Source organism: Mesorhizobium sp. CA13 (genome assembly GCF_020165235.1).
Lineage (GTDB): Bacteria > Pseudomonadota > Alphaproteobacteria > Rhizobiales > Rhizobiaceae > Mesorhizobium.
The window spans coordinates 162,347-188,725 of sequence record NZ_JAIUHS010000013.1; the positions used below are offsets into that span (position 1 = coordinate 162,347).

The following is a 26,379-nucleotide window of genomic DNA, read 5'->3' on the forward strand; positions in this document are numbered from 1 at the left end:
TCTTGCTCGCCTATGGCGCTAGCTCGCGATTGGTCTGCTGCTGCTGATTTGATTGGCTCCGTTGGCCGCTGGCCTAGGCCATATCAGGAGAGCCGTTTCGAACAGGGCATTTGCTCGTTCGAGCATCTGCGCCTCGCTCCAGACATCCGGCCAGCGGTCGAGCAGCTTGGCGTTCATCTGTAGATTCGAGTGAGCTTTAAGCGCGGCGAACTTGCCGCTCGGCTTGCCATCGACGCGAGGAGGCAGCTTCCAGGCCGAGTTTGAAAGGGACGGATTTAGCGCCCCACTGACCAGCGTGAGATTGCCGATGCCGTGAAGCGCGCGGTCTCTGTTGACCTTGCCGGTCTCATCCCCATCGAACGGCCAATGATCTCGCCATTTTTGCGGCATGATGTGCTCGATGGTGAGCCTCGAGAAATCGAAGCCCACGACCGGCTCGCCCAAAGCTCCTGGCGTTTGGTAGTGTTCTTCGAGAGCCTGCAGGATCATAAGAACACGCGCGCGACGGAAATTGCCGTAGAAGACCCTGCCACACCAATCTGACCTAAACCGCTCGTCGTCGGGCCACCACAGCGCGCCTTCCAGGGCGCCAAGGTAGTTTGAAATCTTCGCAGCGACTGGCTCGGCCGGATTTACTGAGTTGATCACTCCAATCAGGTCGATTGCCAGATTGCCGTAACCTCTGGTTTGGCCACCGCAAACCATCCGTCGAACAAGATAGCTCTCCAAGGCCGCGGCCACCGAGTTCTTGTCGTCTTCGGTCGATCCCTCACGACTCATAAGTGCCATCAGCACCGGCTGGAACACGGACATGTCGAGTGGTTTCAGCCGTGCGCAGAAGGTCGCAAAGCGGGAGCGCCCGGGCGGCTGGTCGATCTGACGGAAGAGATCGCCGTGGACCTGGATGTCGCTCATCAGAACATGAACGGACTGCATGTCTTCAGGGGAAACGCGCGACTGCGCGTATTTTAGGAATTGATCATATAGATGGTTGGCCGATATCGTCTGGCGAACACGACAAATGAGCCAATTTTGGAGAAAGGTGTCCACGCGTGCCCTGGCGGCGTGACCGGTGCCTATCTTTTGGCGCCAGTAGGCGGGATCGCGATCGAAGCTGCTCCAGTATTGCTCATAGGGCGCGGCCGCATCGTGGTTTTTTCGGGCGAATTGCCAGAGAAGCCAGTTCTTAATTAGATCGGCAGGTAGCAGAGGGGTGCCGTGTGCGTTGAGCGTTTCGAAGATCGCCTGTGGCTCGTCGGAACTGTCGAGGTCCAGAACGATGAGGCGAAGATGGTCTTTCAGCGCGGAAGAAAGCGCCGGCACGCGCTGCTCTGCAGGTCCTTTGTCCAACCAAGCTCGCATCGATTCGACAAAATAGGCGTAGGCTTCCGCCATGCGGGTCTTCACGCCTATGAGGCCTTGCGGGCCAGATGCATCCATGACCTGCCGAAATGCCGCGCGATCCTCATTGGTCGGCCAGACCTTATATTTTTCCTCTTCTTCATATCCCGGCGGGTTCGAAGTCAGCGCTTCTAACCGAGGGATCTCAATCCGCGCGGCCCTCTCCGCGGGCTCATGGCCTGAGCCCAGGATTTCACCGAAGACATGCTTTGCCGCCTGGAGCACGATCTGCAGCGTCGTGAGACGTTGCTGGCCGTCAATGACTTCGCGCCTCGTTACACGCCCACTGGGTGTGTCGGCTTGCTCAAGAACGACCGTGCCTAGAAAGTGGCCTGCCACTTTCTTGCCATTTGCGGAAACGAGGCGATCCGCGAGGTGAGATACGTCGTCCCAGAGGGGCTCCCACTGTTCTTCCCTGCTCCAAACATATGGACGCTGAAATAAGGGCACCAGGTGCCGTGTCTGCGTCCCAAAAATATTGGCAAGTGGATGATAGGCTGGTTGCATTCAAATCCCCCCGAATTCTTGCTGCCGATTGCTAACTGGTGCCCGCCTATCAGTAGCAACGGTCTTCGCCCACTGGAATACTCTCTCTTGCTCGCGTCACAGCCCGCGAGCTTTTCTCGTGAGACGATAGTTCGTATCCCCTTCACGCGAAGCCGTGTCGAGCGCGATGCCAGGCGAGGTTCTTGCAGTGGCCGGGCGCCAGATTGATCGAGGCAAGCGGCTCTTCGGCGCACAAAGCGAGGCGAGCGTCTTCACCTATCGATGGCGCGAATAGTGCCAGGCCTTCATCGCTGAACGAGACCAGGCCCGCATCAAAAGCGGCGTCCCACAAGGCCGACAGAAGCAGCCCGTTGTGCACGTCAAGCCGCTGGGCGTTGTTATCGCACAAGGCCCAGGGAACAATGTGTGAGGCGCGAAGCAATGCCGGTTCGGTGATGCCAGTTAGGGGACAACGGTCTCGCCAATATCGGAGCAGTGCCTTCCGAAAAATGTCCTGGCCGACGCGCTGGAGCACAAGTCGTTCGACCTCGGTCGCTGCAGGAAGATCTCTGACGGCCATCTCAAACTGCTGGAGCGGTGCGTCCGGAAGGCTATCACCTAGTCGATAGGCCTGATCGATCGCGTCGTAGAGTCCGGACAAGGTTTCCAAGCGATATTGAGCTAGCCCAGGCCCGGTCATATCCGCTCTGGGCAGCACCAGCTCGGCAACAACGCCAGCGTGATCGAAGGCCGCGAACCAAGGCCCATGGATACCCGCCCCTGCGAGAAACACTTGGCCATGGGCGGTGGTCGATGCATAGCATTGCCAACCATTGGCCTCCCCACGTTCGATCCTAAATCCTTTGGCGTAAGCCGCTTTCCGCAACTCGGTCGCGACCATTGAGCCTGGTGGGTTTTGAGGCGTGTCAGTTGCCCCAACGAGAGGGTGCTTCAGCCTCTTAAGCTTGGCACGTGCGTTGGGCTGCTTTCCGAAAGTTGCGAGATAGCGGTTCAGTTGGTTGAATATCTCCGAGTCAGTCGCCCTGTCCACTAACGCGAATGCATCGTTTAGCGGCGTGGCTTTCGCTTCCGTATCCCAACCATGCAGTTCGGCATTGTTTTCCCGACTTTTCAGATACCGCTCGGCGTTCATGTCGCGATATCCAATGAACTTCGAAGGTCCGAATAACCAGCCATCAGGCCCATCAGGAATCGCATACCAGTCGATGTGGTTGCCGAGGCGGTTTTGGAGTTCAGGAGACGTAGCCAAATCACGATTGTATTGGCGGATGTTGTCGGTCACTTGCTCCAGCGCATCTACCAATCGAAGTTGATCTCCCACGGCCCCCTCTCCCCAAGAATTTCTCGTTGTCTCACTTCACCGTTATCGGCGATCTTGCCACTCGCCTTCCATCTTGTCCCATGCCTCGAGCACAAGCCGCTGCGTGCGATACTCGCCGTATTTCCTGACCTCATTGTTCTTGAGAACGCGGAAGGTTTCAGAAGGGTAATCCGGTCCCTTCACGTCGGCAGGGTCGAGAATGTAGCGCAATTCGTCACGGGTGAGGCCGTAGGCACGAGCATAAAAGGCGTCGAGCTCGGCGCGCAAGTTCGCACGGCGCCCCTCGTTCCAGGCGAACGGCGGGCCATCGAAACCGAGGTCGAGTGCGAACGGCTGAAGATCCTTTGACGTATAAGTGAGTTCCAAGATTGCCTCCAAAGCGCTGGCACTGCCGGTAGATGTCAAAGCACAAATCGGCATTTGCTTCATAATGTAATCGGAAATGTGCAACCCGTTCATTTTCTGGCGAAGCATGTAGTCAAATACGAACGAATTCAGCATTCCTGCAAACAACGCCTTTTGTTCGGGTTTTCCTTCAGGAAAACATAAGCGGATAGAGTAGTCCGTTCCCAATCGGGGCACGATGCACCCGATGAGAGATCGCTCATTCGTCGCAGAACTTATGTCCTTGTATGCGATCAACCATTGATGCGGCCATGAAAGAGGAAGCCTCTCCTCCACAACCGAAGCCCGCACCTGCCAAAAGAATGCCGGGCGAAATGAGGGGTCCTGATGTTCATCGAGCGCTGTCTCGGGTAAGACACGATATCCTCGATCGTCCCCACGCTCGCCGTAGCCTGCGGCGCGATGATCGAAAAAATGAAGCATCTTGCCTTCGTATAATGGAACCCAGTCTGCGTCCGCGACAGGGGAGTATCTAGAAAGGTATTTTGCGTCTTTGTTGACGTCTACGCACCGGTAGAAGTCTGTGCCGGGTGCCGCCAGAGAAATGACACCATGTCGGCCAGACAAAGACGTCGCTAGGCGTGCATCCTCCGCGCTACGAAAAACCGGAGCAGTCTTGGTGTTTGGGTTGATCGCTGCAATCTCGTCAGACGTGAGGGTAAAGTTGCGCTCTGGTTCCCCCAGCTGCAAGGGATTGGTGAGGAAGAACGCGAAAGCCGCCTCCTCAACGTCGCTACCTATCGTGAGCAAGCTGAATTTGTAGCTACGATGGACTGCAGAGAAGATCGCATCTCGATTTTCGAAATCGAAAAGGCTTGCGAGCCGCTTGCGATCGATCATCGCACCGAAGAAGGGGGCGGTAGTTGCGTCGGTAGCGATTCCGGTCGGCACTATGGCGCCTGCACGGCCTTTGCGACCTGCGAGCCGAGAAAATAGCTCGGTGAAAAGTGCATAGGTATTAACATCGCCACGCCCCGTCAGCGGGAAGCGCCCAACCTCCTCCTCCGTGGTTCGGACAAACGTCGACGTTGCTTCGGCTGTTCGTCTTGCGAGCTCAAACTCTTCATGCAGGTTGCATTCCCTGGTGCCCGGGTCAGCCTTTGCAAGCGCTGCAATCATCTGTTCCCGCACCGCGGCATTGGCCGCCTCGGCAATCTCCGGATCGCGCGCGGCGAAGAATTCCTGCTCCTGCAGCTTGATGCGTTCCCACGGCGGATTGCCCAGCACGCAGTCGAAACCGCCGCGCTCGAAAATGTCGGGAAACTCCAGCGGCCAGTGGAAGGCACGCGCGGCGCCCGTGAAATCGACGCCTTTGGCGACGAGCTGATGGTCGGCCGAACGCCCGGCAAATGCTGCGCGAACGTCCCGCGTCGTCGGCACAAGGTCGGGGTTCTTCGCCTGCGCCATTGCACCGGCCCGGAACTTCTTCGGGATGAGAAACGCAGCGACATAGAGGTCGCAGGCAGTCTTGGCGGCCCACCAGCTGCGGTCGGCATGCGCCACCTCGAAGGCACGCGCGCGGGCCCGCACAGCAGCCACATCGTCCTCCGGCATGGCCTTAACATCGCGGCTCGCGCGCGAAAATGCCGTCCTGCCCTGCGCCAAAGCAAGTTCCTGCTGGCTCCGCTCCTCGCGCTGGGCACGATTGTTGCGCCCGGCGATCTTTGCCGCCTCCTTATCGTCGCCGGTCAGAGGCTTATAGGCGGCATCGGGAATGCCATGCTTCAGTGCATCAAGATCAAAGATCCCAAGCAGCGCGTCGCCGCAGCGGATGTTGGCGTCGAGGAAGCCGAGCGGCTTGCCCGGCTCCACCGTCTCGATCCACAAAGCGACCTTGGTCAGTTCCACGGCCATCGGATTGCGGTCAACGCCGTGAATGCAGTTGCGAACAACGTCTCGCAGCGCATGACGATAGTCCGCCGCACTCGCCACGCCACCGCAACGGACACGCGCTAGGCGCGTCGCTATGCGTCGGGCAGCAGCAAGCAGGAAATGACCCGAACCGCAGGCAGGGTCGATGACGGTAACGCGCTCCAGCGCGCCTCCGGGGTCATCAGCCTCCGCCTCGGTGCGATCGAGCACCGGATCGAGTGCCGAGTCCAGCAGCGCTTGCACGAGGCTGTCGGGGGTGTAGTAGCTACCGGTCGTCTTGCGCTGATTGCCCTTCGTTTCGGCGCCTTCGGCAAACGTCATGGCGCGGCCTTCGTCGACCAGACGAGGCGTGAGCTCCAGCAGACTTTCATAGACCGAGCCCAGTTCCTCGGTTTCCATGTCGCGCCAGTTGACCGGTTGGAGCGAAGAAGCGTCCTTCAGCCAGGCAAGCCGATAGATCGCCTCCATCAATGCTCGGTTGGAGAGTCGTGCATTGTCGAGGTCGGGGACCTCGCCGCACGCGAAGAGGCCACCCAGCGCTGGCAGGCCGAGCAGCTTCTCGCCCCGGTCGAGCGCCGCAAAGGTGATCTTCAGACCCTCCCAGCGGTCGCGATGGGCATCCCACGCGGAGCGCCGGATCGAGCGCTCGCGCAAGGTGCCTAGTGAATAGCCTTGGGCATAGAGCCTGCGCGCAGCGGTCGGCGCCGATAGCGGATGCAGCAGGTCGCGATCTTCCGCCGCCATCAAGAAGATCAGCCGGTAAACCAGCCGCAGAAGCTCCGAGAAGAAGCCCGTCAGCGGTAAGTCGCCAGACGTGACGCGGTCGCGCAGGACTGGATTTTCAGCGAGAAAGCCGGTGCCCAGCGCGACCAGCGCGGCCTCAACGCCGTCGCGAAGGCGATCGCGCGCGGCGATGCCCTGCTTTGAGCCCTGCTCACGCCATCGTTCAAGGGCGCAATCGGTGGCCGGCGCCGGCGGTTTGCCGAAGCGGCTGGCATGCATCAGCAGCCAAAGCGCCGCGAAGCTGGCGAAATCCTCCGCCTCGAAGATCTGCCGTAGATTGGCCTCGATAAATGTGGGACGCGTCAAGCTCTGGTTGTCCCGCATCAGGCGAAGCTTCTCGCCATCGGACGCGAGACCCCAGAGCGCCGCGTCTGAGTGATTCAGCCAATCCTGCATCGCCGTGGCGGCCGAGCGCTTGCGGCCGTCGGTCGGCAGGCTCTCGCTGGCATGGTCAAGATCGTCTGTGGGAGGAACGACGACGATCGGGACGCGTCCGGAGAGGGCTTCCAAGGTGATCGCGAACAGGCGACCATCCTCGGTGCGGCTGCCGACATGGGTGATGTCGGAGAAGCCCAGCACCTGGCCGAGCAGCTGTTCGACGAAGCGTGTCGTGGCGCGCGACGAGGGCGTTTCAGCCTTGGCGAAGTCCGCGAACAATGCCTGGCCTATTCGAAAATAGCGCGCGACTTCATCGCGGATGGTGAGACCCTTGGGCACGCCGTAGTCAGCCTCGGCCTGGTCGCCAGCGGCTTGCCGGTCGACCGCCGAGAGCATGGCCGGCGAAATTAGGTTGCCTTCGATCTGCAGCGCCGAGAATTCGAGGGCGATAGGTTTCTTTTTCATCAGCTTGCGGAAGGCACGAGAACAAAGAGGCCGATAATGTCAGCGGGACGCACAGGCTCCACGGAGACGCGCGACAGGAAGCGGCTGGCGTCGGCGCCCGCCCGCCGCAAACGATCATGGTCTTCGGCAAGCGCCTCGGCGCGGGCCTTGGCATGGTCGGCAATCGGACCGTCAATCAGCGAGGCGACGCGAGACAGAGCGGCGTCGACAAGGCGAAAGCGCGCAACGTCCGCCAGGTTGCCGGCCGCCTCCGCATCAAGCAGTCTTCGCGCCGCCTCGCCAGCGGCGGCGATGCCCGTCGGACCGAAGGCAATTGCACTCGCCTCTTCCACCAGCAGCATACGTTCTGTCCGGCCATGCACGGTGAGCTTGAAGCGAAGACGCAGGAGGGCGACGGTCGTCATTGCGTTGACGGCGGACGACGACCAGGCACCGGCGCGCCCGATCGGATCCAGCGGGCTGGAGACCGGATCCAGGGCACCTTCGAGAAGAGATTCAGCCAGCGTCGCCGGCAGCGGATGGCTGCGCGTAACCACCATGTGGCCGGGCAAAGGCGGTTCGTCGAAGGATAGTTGGATCGTGCCCGCGAGGCCACGCGAGGCCAGGCGCTCGGCAATGGGCTTTGGCAATTCGCCCAAATGAGCGCGGTATGAATTCTGCCTAGCCGTTTCGAGCTGCACGCCAAGTCGGCTCATGGCCTGGCTGGTAAAGCGAAGCAGCTCTGCAGGGCCGCCGAGCAGCTCGCGCCACTTTTTCCACTCCGGCGCCACTTCCTCCGGCTTCATGGCATTCTGAGCAAACCGGGCGCGAGAGGCTTTTTCGCCCTCTTCGGCATCACGCCACCGAATCTCGAAAGCCCTGGTGTCCTGCTCAAGGCCGAAATCCAAGCTGAGCTGCCGGCTGCGGCCCTTTCTCAGAAGGACGGCGTTCATCAGCGCGCCGGTGACCGCGCCACGCTCTTCGGGCAATGGCACCGTCACGCCGGTAGCCCGACGAATGGCCTCGGCTTTGCGCAGGATCACCTCGAGCACCGCACCGTCGATCGCGCTGTCCGGCGAAAACAGCAGCACCGAGCGCACCAGCGTCGCTGACTGGCCGAAACGATCGACGCGGCCCTCGCGCTGCTGGTGCCTGGTCGGATTCCAGGAAAGGTCATAGTGGATCACCGTGTCGAAGAGGTGCTGCAGGTTTATGCCTTCCGACAGGCAATCCGTTGCGACCAGCAAGCGCTGCCCTTCGTCGGCCATGCCTTCGACACGCGCACGGCGTTCCTCGCCTGTTAGGGCACCTGTCACCACCTCGATGCGCAGCTTTGGGAATGCCTTGCGCAACCCCTCGGCGACATGATCGGCCGTGGCAATGTATCGGCAGAACACTACCGGATTGGCGCCACCCGCTATCAGCGGCTGCAGGACCTTTACGGTTGCAGCAACCTTGGGGTCCGGCTGACGAGCCAGGTTCTCAGCCTGGGTGACGAGCGACGCCAGCGGACCGTTGTCCAGCCCCGAAGCCGGTTCGACGTCGATCGCATCCTCGTCCTCGCCGTCGTCGTCGAAGACGTGATCGCCCAAGAGTTCCAGGTCGGATCTCAAACGGTTGCGGAGCGCGCTCGCCGCGGCCGCGGGCGACGAACCGACGCAGCGCATCAGCGCCAGCGTGCCCCAGAACGCCAGGCGACGTTCGCGCTGGCCGGTCCCAGCACCTTCGACGACACCGAGGCAATAGTCGAGCACAGCGTCGTGGAAGGCACTGTGAGCGCTGTCGAGCCTGTAGGAACTTTCGCTCGTCTCGTGACGCGGGAACGAGCGCTCCTCTCCCCAGTCGCGCGAAGTGACGTCGATGCGACGCCGCTGCACGAAATGACGGGCCAGACGGATGCGCGAGCGCTCATCTTCGAAGGCCCCACCAGAGAACTGAGGATCGATGAGCCCCAGCAGACGCTCGAATGCCTCTTCGTCGCCACTGTGCGGTGTGGCGGTGAGTAGGATCAGATGACGGTTTGTATTCTCGGCGAGCCGCTTCAGCAGTTCGAAACGCTGCTGGCGCCCTTGGTGGGTGCCGACGCAGGCATGCGCCTCGTCGACGATGACCAGATTGGGGCAGGCCCTGGCGAAGGAGTCGCGACGCTTGTCGGCCTTGATGTAGTCCAGACTGACGACCGTCTGCGGGTGCGCATCGAACAGGGTCATGTGCTGGGGCAAGCCGCGCTCGAGCCTCGCGGCCGAGGCTGCGGTGACGGCAACCGCATCGATGTCGAACTTCTCTTTCAGTTCGCCGGTCCATTGCTCGACAAGATGCGGTGGGCACAAGACAGTGAATGCTTCCGCCTCGCCGCGATCGATCAGCTCGCGTAGAATGAGCCCGGCCTCAATGGTCTTACCGATACCTACGTCGTCGGCGATCAGCAGCCTGACGGTCTGCATCCTGAGCGCCATGATGAGCGGAACGAGCTGGTAGGCGCGAGGCTCGAACGACAACCGGGCTGCGGAACGGAACGGACCGGCGCCGCGGCGGAGCGACAGTCGCAACGCTTCCGACAACAATTGGGCAGCCGACTGCGTGGCTAACGGCTCCCGTTCCGGCAAGGCAAATCGCGCCGGCCGAGGCTTGTCGGTCTCAAGTTCGGGATGAATGAGCTGAATATCAGCCTCCGCCCCTGAAAGCGGCCGAAGGCAAAGCCACCCTTCCTCCGGCGAAGGCAAGGCAACCCATTCGCGACCACGAGCGTGGACGAGATCTCCCGGAGAAAACGCCGCCGTCAATCCGATACTCCCAGCAAACGCCGCAATTCCGTCAGTGCCGACCGCGAAGGACTCTGCGGCAATTCAACAAATGCAAACCCATGCGCCTCGATCTCGGCGAGATCCTCAGGTGCCACCGGGGAATCGCTTGCGACAACCAGATGGGAGCGCCACACCAATGGCAATGTCTGGTTGCCGATTTTCAGTGGATCGGCGTCATGGCTGGGTATCCCTGCATCCTTGAATGCCGAGGCCCAACCTCCGCCGCCCGTCGCGACCGCCGAGTCGACTGATGACGGTCGAATCTCGCTGCACGCCAGTCGCAAGAGCATGCGCTTCGCAGCTTCGTCCGTCCGATCGATCAGCTCCTGGTCTGGCTGGTTGTAGTAGGAAAGCAGACAGCGATAGCAGCCCTTTACGCAATTCGCATCCGGCGCATCCACCAGCAAGGCAGGATCGCGAGCGGCGATTGCTTCCTCCAGGCGCTGGAAATGCATGAGTTGCAGTGCCGTTCTCGCAACTCTCCTGATGGCTTCGGGTTCATCGACGATGCGTCCAAGCACGCCCGCGCCGCCCTCGGTGGCCTCGAACGCAAGGATAGCGCGACGGTTTTCTCGGCTGGGCACCGGCTCGGTGAGGACCTCGCCCTCCTCAAGCTGGAACGCAATCTCGATACCGCGCGTAAGCGCATGTTGCACGGTGGCAATGGAGGTTTCGCTTATTTGCTGATCAGCCGGGCGGAACAAGGCTGCGTTCTTGTTGTCCTGAACGATGGGCACGACCCGTTGTGTGACCGGGCCATCCGGCGTCTCCGCCTCGTCGCCATCATCGTCTGGCGTCTTTGTCCATCGCCCAGTGGCGGCGTCGATGCCAAAACCGAGAATGGTTTTTTCTTTCCTGCGGCGAAGGCCCTTGTTGATGCGACTGATGAGCGCGCCGTGGGCGTAGTGGATGTTGGCGATCGAGCCATCCTGATCCGACATGGTCGCAGAAATCACATCCAGCTGGCCGTCGCGCGACGGCCAGCTGAAGACTGTCTGGATCTCGAAACCCTGCCTTTGCCGATCCTCATCGTTTGCCGTTATTCGCTCAGCGGGCGTCGTTTCGACATTGTCGATGCGCAGGATGTTGCGGATTGGGTGAACATCCGCGATCCGCGCGCCACAGGCATGGCATCGATCTTGTTCGTGATCGTGGGCGGCCCCACAAGCGTCGCATATATAGAGCTTCGTCGTCGCCAGCTTCCCGTCTGTGGTCCCGCGCATGTCCGGCGAGAGCTTGGCCTTGTAGACCCGATAGGCGCGACCCTCATGATAGATGAGGCTTCGCGGACCGAACTCCGCGATAGCAAGGAAACGAGCGCGTTGTAGATAGGCTGCCTTCGGGCCGCCGGCGCCGCTCGCGGGCACGTATGCGTAGAGGGGGAGCCGCGGGAAATTGTAGCCCGGCAAGAAACCTTCGGTCGCCAGATAGCGATAGGTATAGAAATCCGACCCTCCGGTTGCCTGCCCCCTTTCCAGAAGAGCGAGCTGTTCGTTGGCCTGGGCCTGGGCAATCTTGGCGTCCCGTCGTTCTTGCTTGTCGAGCCCGTGCATCTCCGATTTACGATTGGCTTCGATCAATTGCGTGCGCGCGCCCTCGTAAAGCTGCCGCCAGCGTTTGAACGCGCCAGAGAACCGTTCGCCGGCGTTCGCGACCACCGTTGCAAGGAACTCTTCCCGGTTGCTGGCCCAGCGGGCTTCGGAAGCCTCGAGTTCAGAATCGACGCTGTCAAGAATCCGGCGCATGGGCACTACAGCCCGCTCAGCCAGACCGCCGCTCGCGAAATTCTTCGCAATGTCTTGGTTCACCGGCAAACCCGGCTTCGAGAGGTCAAGCACATGCGGAATATCGGGCGACAACTCCTGGCCGGCCTCGGCTATCCACACGGCGTGCAGGTGGGCCTCGACTAGCTCGCGATTGGCAAGGTCGAGCGCCGGCGGTCGCACGATCCCACCGACCATCTGGTCGCGGCGGGAAAAGTAATACTGATCATGCGGGCTCTGAGCCGCGCAGTAGGTGACGACAAGTGCCGCTTGGCCTGAACGTCCGGCTCGGCCGGATCGTTGAGCGTAGTTTGCCGGCGTAGGCGGCACGTTTCTCAGATAGACTGTGTTGAGCGCCGAAATATCGACACCCAGCTCCATTGTCGGCGAGCAGAACAGCGTCGGGAGGAACTGATCCGGTTCCATCGCCAATCGCATCGCTTCACGGTGCTCGGCGATGAGCTCCCGGTCATCTGGCCCATAGCGAAACCGCCATTCTCGCCATTCACGCCGCTCCTGATCGACCTGAGCGGTGTGTTCGCGGCTCTCCAGTCCGAACAGACCATCGCCATCACCATCAAGCGCCCCCGCTAGATAGTTGTAGAGGTCCAGAAAATAGGGGTTCGGCTGCTTTCTTCTATGGGTGCTCCCTGCAACCAGCCGGACTGCGCTAGCCGCTAGCTGCCATCCTTCGACGTCGAAGACCGTCGGGACGCGGCGGACAAGTTGATACTCGGCGGCGGCACTTAGCAGCCCCTCGAGCACTTCCTGATATTTACTGCCGGAGAGCCGTTCGCCCCAGATGCTGGTCCGGTTCAGCTCCTTTGCAAGCCTACTCCGCGGTCCTCCACGGATGATCAGTGACTCGCTCCGTAGATTGGTTTCGCTCCGCTTCGGCGCCACGACAATGAGAGCGGCAGCTGAGCGGAGATTTTCGCGCTCCGAGATGGACCAGGGTTCACGCAGGAACTGTCCCGCGGAGCGCATCGTGGTTTCCAGCGTCTGCTGCTCGAGCGCTTCGGCCGTGATTGCCAATCCATGCCGAAGAGCTTCGAACAGAATGCGCAGGGCTTCCTTTCTTCGATCGGGCGCTAAATTGCGGAGCTCAGGCGGTGCATTTGCGAATGCGTCCTCATCCTCGGCCAGCTCATCCAACGCCGAATAGACGGTCGATATCAACCCCAGCTCTTCGAGATTGGGATTGGTGAAGCGCCAACCGCGTTTCTGGTCGGCCCAGACCCGATAGGTCAGAACGCGTGAAAGGGCGCGTTCGGCATCTTGACGGTGGATACCCTTTGTCTCCGGAGCGATCATCCATTCCTGACGGCGATCGTCCCTACCGGCAAGGAAGCCCAGCTTTGCCTGCACCCGGCGTCCGAACTCGTCCTCGGCCAGCCCATTGCTCCCACCGTCGCGGACTGCCGCGAGTATCGCCGCCCGCAGCAATGTCACGAACAGAGAATCGTTGAAGTTGCCCGCCTGCAGCGCTGCGTCCTGTCGGTTGTCCGTGAAACCGAGGAGCTTTCGCTTGTCGAGCGGGATGCCGTGTTCGCGCTTGTTCATCCACCGCAAGGTGCTCGAAACGAGCAGTGTCGTTGCTGAACTGCGCCCTTCGGCAGACAGACTTGCGAGCTTGTTGATCTCCCGCGCCCTCGTGGATGGCTGGTCGGCGCAAGCAGGGCAAAATCTGAACTTCCCAGAAATGAACAAGCCATGCCTGCCATGTTCACCAGGCTGCCCATCGACCTGAACGGCCAACGCCCTTGGGATCCACTTTCGTCTGTCTTTTCTTAGTTGGACACCGTTTGCACTGGGCTCAGTCCAATCCTCGGGAAAGTCTTCCGGCGCCCCATTAAAGATGAAATCGGCATCGCCCTCGGGTATCGGCATGAAATAGCCGGCCTCGTCTTCCACATCCGGGTCTTCGATCGGCGTTTCGTCGATCGAGCGCGGCAGCATCCGACGCACGCCTTCGTCATCGGCAAGCGTTACGGAATGGAACTCCTGGCCGCACTCCCTGCAGAAGAAGGTTGGATAAAGCCTGGCTTCCTCATCCTCCGGATCAAAGCGCTGGCCCTCGAGAGTCACATGCCGATCGCTTGCCCGCAGGGTGGCGTAGACGCGTCCGGCGCCTGAAAAGAACCGGTGCAACTTGAATGCCAGAAATGCTCGCTCACCCGAGCCGCCCCGGTCTTTCTCGGCCAGGCTCATCAAGGTCAGCATCGTTTCGATCTGTTTGCGACAGATACCATCACCGCAGCCAGTGAAATCAGCCAGCTTTTTGGAAGCCTGCGAGATTGTCATGGGCGGCCGGCGGCTCAGCGTCTGCTTGTCGAGCAGACCGATCTCGAGCTCGATCCAGGCAGCGAGTGGATGTTTGTATAGGGCCGCATCGTCGAGGTGCGCGGGGATCTCGCCCTTGATGATATCGATCAGGGCGTCTTTCAAGCTGCCTGCCTTGATCGACTGATCGGTAGCCCGCTGTAAGGTTTCGTCGATCACCGCATCAGGCGATACGCTCGTCCCGAACAGTTTGGTCGCAACGCTGGCCACCACCTCTGCACGTTTCGCTTCCGACCCTTCGCTGGCCATCGTCGCTGATGTGCCTATGCAAACAGGCGCCTTGTCAGCGCAAAGCCTATCCCGGACGCGCCGGACAAGCATTGCGACGTCAGCGCCTTGGCGGCCGCGGTAGGTGTGCAGTTCATCAAGAATGATAAAGTCTAGATCGCGTGCGTTTTCGATGACCGCCCTGTCCAGCTTGGCCTGGCGTGTCATCAACAGCTCGAGCATCATGAAGTTGGTAAGCAAGATGTCTGGCTTCGCTCTGCTTATCAGCTCGCGCTCCTCGGCAGATTCCTGGCCGGTATAACGGGCGAAGGTCGGGCGCAGCCTTTCATCCAATCCCGACTGGTCGATGAACTTGTTCAGTTCCGCCATCTGGCTGTTGGCCAACGCATTCATCGGATAGACAATGATCGCGCGCGTTCTCTGCGCCTCGGCGGCGGCCCGGGCGCGAACCGCCGCGTCCACGATCGGAACGAAGAAGCAAAGCGACTTGCCCGATCCTGTTCCCGTGGTGACGACGAATGATTTCCGGGAAACTGCCTTCGAGACCGCCTCTTGCTGGTGCCGATGCAGCGTGATCGGAGTGCCAGAGACGCGAAAGATCTTTCCGGTATTGGGGTGAAGGGTGCCGTCGCGCACCAGCTCGTCGATTCTGTCGCCCCGCTCAAAATGCGGGTTGATCGAGATCAGAGGCTCCGGCCAAAACCGACCGCTGGCATAGATTTCATCCACGCTCCGGCGAATATCCTCGGCCCTGATACGCGTGAACGATCTTGAAAAGCGCTCGTAGTCGTTTACGAGAACTCTATCCAACTCAAATACATTCATCGAATCCCCCGCAGCAGATGCTGCAAACCCCGCCCCGCCATCTTGGCGAAAACTGAAGCTGGGTCAATGTGCATGCATAGAAGGTTCGTTGGCTCAAGCGCGAGCCACAGGCCGCGGTGAGCAGACGAGTGGCCGGCCGCGTGACTCGGCGGGACCTTCGGTCAGAAGGCCATTTTATAGGGTGAATTCGGTGCACGTCATGTCGACGTTGGCTTCGCGGGCAGTTTGCCAATACGAGCAATAAGGTCCTTGGCTGTGTTGTGCGTCCACTGCCCTCCCCGTGCAGAGGAAACACCAGCAGCGTTCAGCGCCGCAGCCAGGGCCGATGGAGAGAGCTCCTGGCCAGCCAGCAGCTTGTCCATCTCCCTCAGGACGAAATCCTGATGGCGACGCGCACACTGATCTGCACTACGACGGTTGGCAAGGTTGCCAAGCTGGTGATTTCCTTTTGGAGGCGCCCCTTTTTTGGCGCTGGAGAGCGAAATTCCTTGTCTCACTGCCTTCGACCGAGATGCCATCGTTCGCGCCGCGCCCGAGATGAGGGAACGCTGCTCATCAGGCGTCATGGACTGCCAGGTGCGATCCTGGGATGCATCCCAGACTTCAATGTCGAGGCTATTGAGGACGCCGAAGCACCTAACTATCTGATCTGGTCTCGTGTGCTCGATGAGGTCGCCGATGTCAGCCAAAAGGAGGTCGGCACCGACGTTACGAGCAACCGAGATGGCCCGATGGAATTTGTGACGCGCCACGAAAGAGGCACCCCGGTAGGTGCTCCAGTCCGCAAAATTCTCCAGAACTTGTCTGCCGCTTCGCTTCTCGAAGCCTAGCTGCGCCGCGCGTTGCCGCTTGAGCGCTCCATTGGCATTCAGATCATCTAGAGAACGGATCTGCCGCCTCACATAGGCAAAGCTGTAGGCCACAAGCGGGAGGGATTCAATCATTGACTTTTCTAAACCTTGCGAATGTTCTCAATGGCGATGAAGGCGAAAATCCATTCTCGCGAGGGCTGTCACCGGCTGGTTCCTTGCGCCCGACGCATCATTGATGCTTCGGGGCTGTCCACCAGCGCCCTTGAGCGCCCCTGTGACGAGGGCACGTATCTGGAACGCGCAGCAATGTCACCTGTTGCAGCGCTTCCAGATACAAATCGGAAATGCCTCCGCTGGATCGAGCTGGCGCCTCAAGTTCGGCGCCTTGAAGGATCTTCGAGCCGCAGCGTCGTCGGCAATGCGGCCATAGAGCCTATTTGCATCTTTTCTCCACGGAAATGCGCATCTACCGACCCACTCCGCAGCGTTCGAACTGCTTGCCCGGGTTGATACCGGCTTCAAGGCCGATCCTTGGCCTCTAATAACTTGCATAGGTGCTTCTGTGCATAGACACTAATCGGCTTCGCTACCACATGCATCTAGAAGGCTTGGACGACGTTAGGTATCGCTGGTGCCGGCGTTCGGGAACGCATCTTTCAACCGCATCCGGTCATCGATGTGTCGGAGTGCCTGTATCACCTTTCTCGTAAGCTCGTTGTAGTCCTTCAACGTGCTGGAGCTTCCGGTCATGACGGATGTCAGGCCCAAAGGTAGGTTGGTGCCAAGAGCTTCCTTCCGCGTCTGCTTCTTCTTCCTTCGCCAGGCCTCGTCCCACGCTTCAAGTCCGACAACACCCGCGTTCAAGAACCGTTGCAGCCGCCTCTTCCACGAAAATTCCAAGAGCGGTCTCCGCTTCTCTGCCGGCTCAGTCGCAAGCTGCGGAAAGGTCGGGACAGCGAACTTGAAATATCGACCTTGGAGGCGCTGAAACCTGTAGGCTGCCAAGTCCATGATCGTCTTGATGCCCATGTCGCGAAGCTCACTCTCGTTCACCGTGACCTCGAGCCGAACCCTTCGCTCTCTCTCCAGTAGGACTTTCCTGGTTCCGGTGGCGATGTTCTGCTTGTCGAGCACCTTGACCATCGTTCGCCATGCAGACCGCGATCCTTTAGCGCCGACGTAGTAGGTCGCATCGAATGCTGCCGGTTCATCTTTGGCGGGGTTGAGCAGGAACGCATCGCTGCGCTCAGGATGCCTCTGATCGTATCCGAGCACATGCCTGTTATCGTCGTCACCCTTGCCCCAGGCGAACCGTGGTCTGTCGGCCGGCTCATCGATGACGTTCCGGCTAGGCAGGTGGCTACGCACCAGGACGCCGAACATAAGCGCGAGCGCCTCCCGAGAGAATTCGCGCGGCTTGAAATCGACGCTGACTTCGAGTCCGGCGATCTCAGCTTGCTCCTGCAGATCCCATCTTGCCCTTACGACATCCTCGGCAAGCAGAAGGTCTCTCGTAACCGGTTCCTGAATGCGCACGACGAATTCTCGGTATTTTCCGTCGTCGTCGAGCTTTCCTTTCTCCGCCCAGGTCCGCTCCCCGATGGCCTTGTCGATGTGATGCTTGATCCACTTCCACTGGGTGTATTTTACCGTCCGGAAGCGAATATCCGCCCAGTCGATGACCGCCCGGCACGTATAGGACTTCAGGTCGATCTCCGGCTGCAGGACAACCCGGTTCTGAAAGCGCTTCTGCTTCTGGTCGGCCTGTTGCTCTGTATATGTGAGGGTGAAGGACGAGGGAGATTTGGCGGCCATCAAGGTGACGGAATGCGAGGTCATGCGCTCTGCTGCTTGGTCGTCCGAGGGGAAATGGACAGCGGCCTTAACACGGTCGGCAGATCGAAGTCGACGTGCTGATACGCACAGCGAACCTGTGAGGGTGTTGTGAGCACTTCGGAGAACAGCTTATGCGCACCCGGACTCTGCGTTCGGCCTTCAACCTTCCGGTCGCGCCACGCGAAGTTTCAATGCAGGCTTGCGCCACTTGCGAAGAACCTCCTGGACGTGCGGTGCAATGTAAGACCGCGCTTCCTCGCGCGTCATCATCTTGGACCGGAGCAGCTCGTCGTAGTCAGTAAGAGAATGCCGGATGTATTTTTGCAGCTCGATGCCAACTGCAGCGCCCAGTTTCAGGCCGCGCCAGTTTCTCGCGCTGACCCCTATAGCGATGGTGTGGCAACTCTCCTTGGGACAACCGGGATGATGGATGCGCAGATGTCGCATCACAACATCGAACGAAAATGCGTTCGTAACGTCGGGTGTCGGCGCGTCACTATCTGACATCGAGTTCAATCATGCTCGGCTGGCCAAAGCACCGGCATCGCTATCGAGCCTCCGCGGCGGCGTTCACATCACTGTCCGGGCCCGCATTTGTTCTGACTGCATCATGGCCTAGAGGGCTCCACTGGCCGCTGGTGATGAGTATCACCTCGTCAAGGCTGCCAGCATCTTCAATCGGCTGAAGCACCTGCAGCATTCGGAGGTTGGAACCTCCGGAGGCCGCCTTCGGCGGGCTGCCTGCTGACTTCAACCGAGTAGCTACGCACTAGTTACGCGATTAGACCTAGCTAATTACCCCGCTTCTGCTTCCAGAGCTCAAAGGATTCACGCAGCAGCTCCGTCATCGAGAGATTTGCGTCCGCGGCTGCCTTCTTGAACTCGGTATGCCAGGACAGCTCCATCTTGAAGCTCATGTCCTTGATGATCTCCTTCGCCTTGACAGGCGATTCCGGCGCGGCAGGCTTCTCGTCCACATCATACTCCTTGATATCGCAGATGGCGCGACCGCAAAGCTCGTCCAGCTCCAGGTAGCTAGCAAGTTGCCGACGCGCGCTCGCAACACCACTAGCAAGATTACCCTCGAGCGCCGTCATAAAGGTCGAAATTTTGCGCCTCCACCGCCAATTCTTACCAAAACACTTCTCCAGCAGAAGCTTTGGTGGCCTAAGCGCCTCGGATTCCAAGATCGTATTCCTCATAGAGTTTATTATGCCATACTTGGAATGACTTGTCACGTAAGTAATCGATGACTTCCTCTCAACAGCTTTATTTTATTGGCCCCGCTGGCGCTTGACTGCAGACTTCTTCAACGCCGTGAATACCGCCCAAGGCTGGCCAGTTCTCTAATAGTCGGGAGCGCCAGAAGCACCGGAGCTTCGAACTCCTGGAGGATGCCCTTGCAAGGCTGCCTGTTATCAATCTGTCTGTCCTTGAATCTGGCTCATAGGAAGGAAACGAAGGGGGCACGAGACGTGTCGTTTCGCGAAACCACTGAGAAATAGGAGGCTGAAATCACAATCGCCTTCGCTCTAGGCGCCGGTCGTGGAAGCCCTCTTTCCCCACCTATTTTGATATGTGCTTTCAGACATTTGAGACCTTCAGGTCGCCTCAAATCGCCCTCGTTGCGGAATAGTTTCCGCGAATCATTTCGCTCCACACAAGTCCGGCAGCGTTCCGGCTAGCGACCTGCGAGACCCGTCAGATGCTAGCAAGTGCGACCGAACAGTTGCGGAAGTTGACAGTTTGCAGAAACGCGCATTTCCGCCCGATCTGTCAACTTAGTGTAAACTTAGCGTCAAGCGCGCTCTTAACGGCGTAAGAGAACGCACGATTTCTGGTTGACAGAACTGAGCCTGGTGCGCCGTCGGTCCTGGTGAACGTTGACAGTGTCAACGTGACCTCAACTGGATCACTAAAGCTTTGCGGCGCGATGCTTAAATGGTGGATCGCGCCAGTGCTCGTTCGCCGGGACGGCCTACGACCCAAGCTGCGGTAGCTGCATGCGCGCTTGGCTCACGCCTCACAACCACCAACTTTGGCCGCCGGCGCCTAGCCTTCGGGCTGCTTGGTGAACCAATGGTCTCCGGATTGCTTGAAGGAGAGTTCCAGGCCAGTAACCTCGTAGGGCGCGCAATTGAGAATGTAGGCATCATTGGGGTTGAACAGGACAATGTTGAACCCCTCTTCGCCGAATTGGCTCTTGTAGACGATCGCGTCGTAGCCGGCGTCGCGGAAAAGCTCTGACAATATCTGGGTCGGCACATAATCGGCAGCGTCATCAGACAGGGTGACGGGGCGAGAAAAGGCATTGTCGATATCGATCCAGACGGCTTTCTCCTTGCGCTCACGATTGAGCGGCTCGGTCCCTAGATGGTGGAACCCCACTTCGCTGAACGATGACCTACCGTGACCTCGAGAAAGATCGAGTGCTTTAAGGCTTCGCCGGATTTTGAACTGGGCCACAGATACCCAGGCGCCGATCCACGGCCGGACTTCGGAAATAGCGCTTCGGGTCGTCGTGCCGAGATAGAGCACGGAAATGCCCGCCGGATTGGCGCGCCCCTCAGTCGCTTGGTCGATTCGTGGCATCATCCGCAGGGCGCCGTAGCCAATCGGTTCCTCGCCGATTTCGTTGTCCTCAGAATCGGTTCGAGTGCGCCAATCGATGCCACGCTGGGCACGAAAGAGTATCATTCCTTCAGGCAGCTCGACATCGCGGTCGTGGATCGTGGCGCGCACCGCCGCGAGGAAGGCGTTCTCATCGTCAGTCCATACATATCGGCGACGATGGCGCACGCTGCGAGCGAACCATTGGTAGCTTAGCCAAGAGGCGAACTCGCCTGCAGTTGGATCATCCTGCTCCATCAAAGCCTCCAATCGCGAAACAGTCGAATATGCGCTTCCATCTGCCGATCAGGCCAACTCAGGTGTGTCGTTGGAAACCGCGTCGACATCGTAAAACTCGCTAATCAGGCGCGCCGTCTCGATCTCTCGCGGCTCGCGCATACCAAGCGCGTCGATCTCGCCGGCGTCGATCTCGGCCCGGCTGAGCTCAAATGAATATGGATTGAGGTGCACATCATAAAGGTCCACGTTGCTGTCCAGTCCGAGCATCTTCACGATGGCGACCTGGACAGCATGGTCACAGCGAAAGCCGAAATAGACGCCGGTGATGCGATAGTCGCCGCATTCGCCGGGCTTGTCGCCAATGTCTCGCCATTCCTGCTCATAACTCCAGTCCGGCGCCTTGGAGTAGAAGTGGGTCTCGAAGGCGCGGCTTCCCGCCGCCTCGTCCCCTCCGAGCTTCCACGCGTAAATGTCGCTCGCCATCACCGAGCGAACGCCGTCGTAACGCACCGGCGCTAGGCGGTCATGTGGCAACTCAGTCGTGTCGAACTCGAGACAGATGCCTCGATGTTCATCCGCGTAGTGCGACCACTTCAGGACTGATCGCCAAGTGGCCGATAATGAGAGGATGCCGCGCTGGTCGAAATCCTTGCGAATCTCGGTGCCGATCCGGTCAGCGAGGATGCGCCTCAGATAGTCTCTTGCTGCGCCCGCAAGCTTGATGTCGCCTTCCTCGCTTGCATAGTATCTCGCCGAGGCGATCTCGTGACGCCAGTCGGCCTCGCGTTCTGGACCGAGCAGAGACTTGAGGAGGTCCGAAAGCTTGCGGGGACTGATGTCTGGCTGGATCGAAAGTTCGCAATCGAGCGGGTCATTGAACCTCCGCGGATCTGCGTAGTAGAGACCGTGATAGGTGATCATCCTGAGGGCGACCACGTCGAATTTGCGATACTTATAAAGTTTCTTCGGGATCATCATCGCCGCAAATCCTAATGGTCCGGGATCGCAGATGCGTCATCCCAGTCGAAAGAAGACGATATAGTCGCGCATCCTCGTCGATTCGCAACTGCGAGACGGTCGCGAGGTCTACTCACTCCTCGACCCATCGGAAGGTCCGACGCACCACGGTCGACTTGATTTTCTCGAAAGCCAAAAAGGCTAACGTTCAGCTAGTTATCCATGCTTGCTACTCGGACCCCTCCCGCCCAATGTGGAGCATTGACGAAATTTCCTCTGCCGCAACAGAAGGCTTCCCTATCGCTCGCCACGGCATTTCCTAGGACTTCATCTATGGGGCTGATCCCGTCTCGCGAACAAAAGCGATTGGTTCCTGGGAACCCCGGCGATTGTCGGCAGTCTCCTTTCGCGGCGTCCAGAAACGGCAACCCGAATGCAGTTGATAGTGACTTCCCTTCGCCGACCCGACGGTTTGGCGAACCCTATGGGGTTTGGATATTGCCCGCAGTAAAGCTCACCCCCTCGCCTGCTAAGGGTTACACGATCAAACCGCCAAGAGCAGGCACGGGGCGCTAGACGCGGTCATTCGAGCAGGTTTGGGCGTCTGCCATGCTCATCAGGTTTGCTGATTCCAAGTCGGAGCAGCCCTCACGTAGCGATGCTGGTCATTCTATCTACCAATTGCTTGGATCAAACGCGCGTAGGACCTTGCGCACCTCAGAGTTCTTGCCACCGGCCAATTGGTTGAAGACGGAACTGTCGCCGCCCCAAATTTGCCCAGGATTGCGCACCAGCGAATTGGGACCACCCAGGATCTGACCAGGATTGTTGATCACCGAATTGTCGCCTCCGGTCAGATCATCGAGGGCGGCAATCGCCTTGATCACCTCGTTGTTCTTTCCAGGGCCCTGGGTCAAATCATGCAAAGCGTTGCGAACGCCAGCCACGATTGTATTGTTTCTGCCGAAACAATCCTCACCGATCTTTCCCTTAAAGCACTTCGTCAACTCTCGAAGGGTCAGCCGACCTGCCGTGCATCCCGCGAAGCTGATCGGCTCGCCGCCGGATTGGACGGCGCATTGAGCCGCGGTGCGCCACTCCTCGTTCATGCCGGGCGCGGCCGCGCAAAGGGCGAAATCGGTAGCGCCTTGGCTCGATGTGGCGCAGCCAACTAGGCGGGCGGCATCGGGGGGTAGAGCCGCTCCAGCAGCACAGGCTACGAGCGCGGTTTTATCCCCTTCGGCGCGCAATGCACATGCGAGGCTTTGGCTTGTCTTGGAGTCAAAGAGTCCCTCTGTGCAGTTTTCAACGAGATAGGCCGGGTCGCGGCCGTTACTCGCACAGCGATAGAAATTCTGAAAAGCCTGAACCTCCGGTTTGTCGCCGAGCAAACACGCGGCCGCGGCGGAGCGATCTGATTGGAGAATGCAGCGGCCAATGCCTTTCGAATCAGAGCCCGAATTTTCCGCGAGACATGCGAAAGCTTCGAGGTCGCCCTTCGCGCCGGACATACAGGCAATCGCTTTAGCCTGATTGGCTCCCGCAACCACGCTGGACGCGCAAGAGGCCCAGTCCGACGCGTCATTGCCGCCTGCAACGCATGCCGCCGCATCATTCAACGCTGCCGGAAGAACGTCCTGGGCGCAGCCCAGCGCCGTCCTATTCTCATCGGCGAGACAGCCAGCAAGCTCCTTGGCTTGGCCCGCTTGGTGCGAAAGTTGCGCCAGACAACCGGCGGTCTGATCAGTGGAGGCACCACCGGCGAGACAACGAGCGATCACCTGTTGCTCGCTCGATAGCCCTTCAGTCAAGCAATCTACCGCTGCATTGTCGCCCGCTGTATCGATACAGCTTTTGATGCCCTCAGCCTTGCTTTTTATGTCCTTGTTGAGCGTGCAGTCCAAAACCTTGTCCGGCGTCGGAGCGCCCCCCGTGATGCAACCGATCAGAACGTTCAGGTTGGCATTGTCCAGCTGTTCCGCGAAACAAGCCAAGTCTGCGCCTTCGCTCCCGTTTGCGAAGCAGTTTAGGAGCGCATTGTAGCGGCCCCCTGCTGTTTTCTGGGCTGAGCACTTCAGGAATTCGTCTTGGTTGGCCGAGGAATCCCGGCATGCGTCGATGGTTGCGCTGTCAGGCATCAACGGAAGGAGCTGGGGGTTCAATACAAGCGGGGAGCGGCGTGTCAGACCTTCGGCTGCGAGCATCTGATCGACGGTTGCGCGCCCGGCGACCGTGTCCTCGATCACAGGGCAACCGCTCTCCAAAGCGCAGCTGAGAAACGCCCTAGGAGTAACCCATACACCTGAACAGTCTCTCATCTGCTCGATGGAAATGCTCCGGTCGCCGAAGGCGCCTGCCCGGAAGCATGCGGTGACCTTCTCAGCTATCTGTTTCTCGGCTTCATCATTGGCTTGGTAGCTTGCGGAAGGTTTCCCCGAATTGTCAGCCTCGATTAGATCGAACACTAGTTGATCCGTCTTGAGCGGACCGGTGAGATTACAATTGGCATCGCGGCTCTGCAGAACACCCCATAGAATGATCCGCTGATCATTGATCCGGTGCCCCGACACCGTATACTCCAATGGATCCGCGCAATTTTTCGAAAAGCGCCGGGCCGTTCCATGATAGGCATCTTGGAACCGGTCGCCGTTGAACAGAAGCGTGCCAGGTGAAACGCCGGCCTCTTCCATCAGGGGCTTTGGGTCTTCATACAGGATCTCCACCTTTCCGGCGGTATCCTTCAGACGCACACGAGAGCCATTGTGATCCCAGATGGAATCCGATCGGGCCTCGCCGACATTCGAGAAGAGCAAGCACGCGATGATGCAAACAAGCCATCTTTGCATGTCTCACCTAGAGTCGATGATGAAATCCACAAAAATCTATGGCACTTTCCCATTTGTAGGCGCTTCGACCCAGTATTCATACTACTGGTGCTTGAACCTGAAAAGTAGAATATATCAGATTGAACCAGACCGTTGGCTGTCTGAAAAATGCGCCAGTCTCGGGCTCGTGTTCGCTCTCCCAAGGCTGACCATTTACCGATCCTGTCACCTAACCGTCGCACCGCACCCGGCCGAGGGGCGTCTATCTTGTCATTATCAAGGTGAGACCAACTGCACCACTATTCGGTGGCCTAATTCGCTGTCTCTCCTTGGCCGCCCGCTGCACAAAAAATGGCTTTTAGAATCTTTCTAGATATGACCGACATCTTCGGATCTCTTCCGTTCGAAAACTTCCGGATCGCCCTGATGATCTCCAATTCGTTCTCTGAGAACTCCCCGACCATTTCTTGGAATGCGGCACGGTCCTTTTCGTTGCCGTCCTGCATAAGCGCCAAGACGAATAGGGGGCGAGGTGCAACTTCCAACGCCTTTGCGATGCTCACGACGCGATCAAGCGGCACCTTGGTTCGTCCGCTCTTCATCATCGACACGACGTTGTCGTTGATAAAGCCGATCTCCTTGGCTATGTCCCGTTGGCTCTTTCGGTGGCTTAGCTCATGGATCCGCTTGTCTAGAAACTTCGCGATCTCGGATTTTTGGGGGTTCACGCTGGTATTGCTCACGCTTTTCTCATCGCTAACTAATTGATCTCGTTTAAGATATATCGATAACAGGTAGGGGAATTTGATTTCCCGTCGGCGAGTGGCTGGGGTCCGCGGGATCCAAAGTCGCCTATCTGATCGCCAAAGCCGCAAGCGGCGTCGCATCGCCTTCACGACTTGGATAATGGCCACCCGGTGTGGTCATCGGCCACCCGAGGGTGGTGGCGTGATGGACTACTCGACCACGATTATTCTTAAGGGGATCAAAGACCCTGCTCGACACGTGGCCCTGGAATATGCTTCGGCTATCACCACGTCGGTGCAACGACGGGTGGCTGGGAGGACAGTTGTTCGGCCGGTGATCGATCTCGGCGACTACAGATGCCGGGCGGTCATAGATTGGGTTGACATCAGCTTCTGGTTCGAACGCTCTACCCAGCTCCAATTCGTGCAGGCAGTTGTCGAACCTATCTTAGGTCGAAGGCCTTACGTTGAGCCGATCGCCCCAGGACCGGGGAACGTGAGCACCGAGTTTCGAATTCGATTTCAGGAACCGCGGTTAAAATTGCTGGCCGAGTGCGAAGACGCGCTGGACAAGAGATTTAAGCTTCAGATGCACGGCGTCGTTCGCTCAGTCGAGATTAGCGTCGATTTCAAGCCTCGATCACCCTCGCCTGACTCGGTCGGACGAATGGTCGGGGTTCTATCCCGACACCTGTTTCCGGACCGGGACTTCATTGCCGAAGCCCTGGACAGGCCACGCTTCTCGTGGGGCCGAGGGAAATCCACCTTCGTGATGGGAGCCAACAACCTGCTGTCGTCCCACGCTGACAGTCCTGCCCCCGTCGACGCCACGTTCTACGTTGGCCGAAAGGATGGGCAAGTCAGATGGCGGGTGATGGAGAAGCTCCTCGACAACCAAAATATCGAGGCCGGAACCTACGTCAAACTCCCGCCCGATGAGCACCGAGCCAGAATCGAAGTTACCCTGGATCGGCAAGAACTCATCAACCTCGAGGTCGACTTCATCCATGACCTGCGACGATTCAACTTCGGCAAGCTCCAAGGCCGATACTTCCAGTTTATGGTTCCGACTTTCGAGAGCCGGTTCGCAGGCACGCACCCCGCTTACAGGGCACTTGAGATCGATCGCTGGAGAAGGTTCGTCAATGCCGGCATTGTCGGGGTAATAGCTATGGAGGGTGCGAGACGGTCATTCAGACAAACTGGCCTGCTGCCGGTTCCATGGACAGGCACTTAAGCTAACATCGCCGTTTCCTCGAACTCAACAGGGCTGAGGTAG

Annotated in this window: 14 protein-coding genes; 1 reads left to right on the forward strand and 13 read right to left on the reverse strand. The window is 59.1% G+C overall.

All coding sequences use genetic code 11. The features are described from left to right. Positions 1-18: 18 nt before the first annotated feature. From LB566_RS25030 to LB566_RS25090, 13 genes are all read right to left on the reverse strand, one after another. Positions 19-1,908 (reverse strand): DUF262 domain-containing protein, encoded by a 1,890-nt coding sequence (locus LB566_RS25030; protein WP_224628317.1) that lies wholly within the window; start codon positions 1,906-1,908, stop codon positions 19-21. 142 nt (positions 1,909-2,050) lie between these two features. Further along, positions 2,051-3,229, reverse strand: a complete 1,179-nt coding sequence (locus tag LB566_RS30515) for an HNH endonuclease (RefSeq protein WP_224628318.1) — start codon at positions 3,227-3,229, stop codon at positions 2,051-2,053. 42 nt (positions 3,230-3,271) lie between these two features. Then, complete coding sequence (locus tag LB566_RS25040) at positions 3,272-7,132, reverse strand: Eco57I restriction-modification methylase domain-containing protein (RefSeq protein WP_224628320.1); 3,861 nt, start codon at positions 7,130-7,132, stop codon at positions 3,272-3,274. After that, positions 7,132-9,660: a DEAD/DEAH box helicase gene (locus LB566_RS25045; protein WP_224628321.1), complete on the reverse strand. Its 2,529-nt coding sequence runs from the start codon at positions 9,658-9,660 to the stop codon at positions 7,132-7,134. The genes LB566_RS25040 and LB566_RS25045 overlap by 1 nt, the downstream gene beginning before the upstream one ends. Positions 9,661-9,890: 230 nt before the next feature. Continuing rightward, positions 9,891-14,978 carry a DEAD/DEAH box helicase gene (locus tag LB566_RS25050; protein ID WP_224628323.1) on the reverse strand — a complete coding sequence of 1,696 codons (5,088 nt, stop codon included), beginning with the start codon at positions 14,976-14,978 and terminating at the stop codon, positions 9,891-9,893. A 293-nt stretch (positions 14,979-15,271) separates the two neighbouring features. Next, positions 15,272-16,018 (reverse strand): hypothetical protein, encoded by a 747-nt coding sequence (locus LB566_RS25055; RefSeq protein WP_224628324.1) that lies wholly within the window; start codon positions 16,016-16,018, stop codon positions 15,272-15,274. A 486-nt stretch (positions 16,019-16,504) separates the two neighbouring features. Then, entirely contained in the window at positions 16,505-17,725 is a 1,221-nt protein-coding gene (locus LB566_RS25060; RefSeq protein ID WP_224628325.1) for a hypothetical protein, read from the reverse strand. Positions 17,726-17,881: 156 nt separating this feature from the next. Further along, positions 17,882-18,229, reverse strand: coding sequence for a DUF2293 domain-containing protein (locus LB566_RS25065; RefSeq protein ID WP_224628326.1), 348 nt, complete (start codon positions 18,227-18,229; stop codon positions 17,882-17,884). Between the two features lie 284 nt (positions 18,230-18,513). Further along, positions 18,514-18,909 (reverse strand): hypothetical protein, encoded by a 396-nt coding sequence (locus tag LB566_RS25070; protein WP_224628327.1) that lies wholly within the window; start codon positions 18,907-18,909, stop codon positions 18,514-18,516. An 865-nt stretch (positions 18,910-19,774) separates the two neighbouring features. Then, on the reverse strand, positions 19,775-20,590 hold the full coding sequence (locus tag LB566_RS25075; RefSeq protein WP_224628328.1) for an RES family NAD+ phosphorylase: 816 nt from the start codon (positions 20,588-20,590) through the stop codon (positions 19,775-19,777). A 48-nt stretch (positions 20,591-20,638) separates the two neighbouring features. After that, positions 20,639-21,550 (reverse strand): DUF2971 domain-containing protein, encoded by a 912-nt coding sequence (locus tag LB566_RS25080; RefSeq protein WP_224628329.1) that lies wholly within the window; start codon positions 21,548-21,550, stop codon positions 20,639-20,641. A gap of 653 nt (positions 21,551-22,203) precedes the next feature. Further along, complete coding sequence (locus LB566_RS25085) at positions 22,204-24,375, reverse strand: hypothetical protein (RefSeq protein WP_224628330.1); 2,172 nt, start codon at positions 24,373-24,375, stop codon at positions 22,204-22,206. 290 nt (positions 24,376-24,665) lie between these two features. Beyond that, a complete protein-coding gene (locus LB566_RS25090) occupies positions 24,666-25,097 on the reverse strand; it encodes a helix-turn-helix domain-containing protein (RefSeq protein ID WP_224628332.1) in 432 nt (143 codons plus the stop codon). A gap of 208 nt (positions 25,098-25,305) precedes the next feature. On the opposite strand from LB566_RS25090, the gene LB566_RS25095 reads away from it, so the two are divergent. After that, positions 25,306-26,337: a hypothetical protein gene (locus tag LB566_RS25095; protein ID WP_224628333.1), complete on the forward strand. Its 1,032-nt coding sequence runs from the start codon at positions 25,306-25,308 to the stop codon at positions 26,335-26,337. Positions 26,338-26,379: the final 42 nt, after the last annotated feature.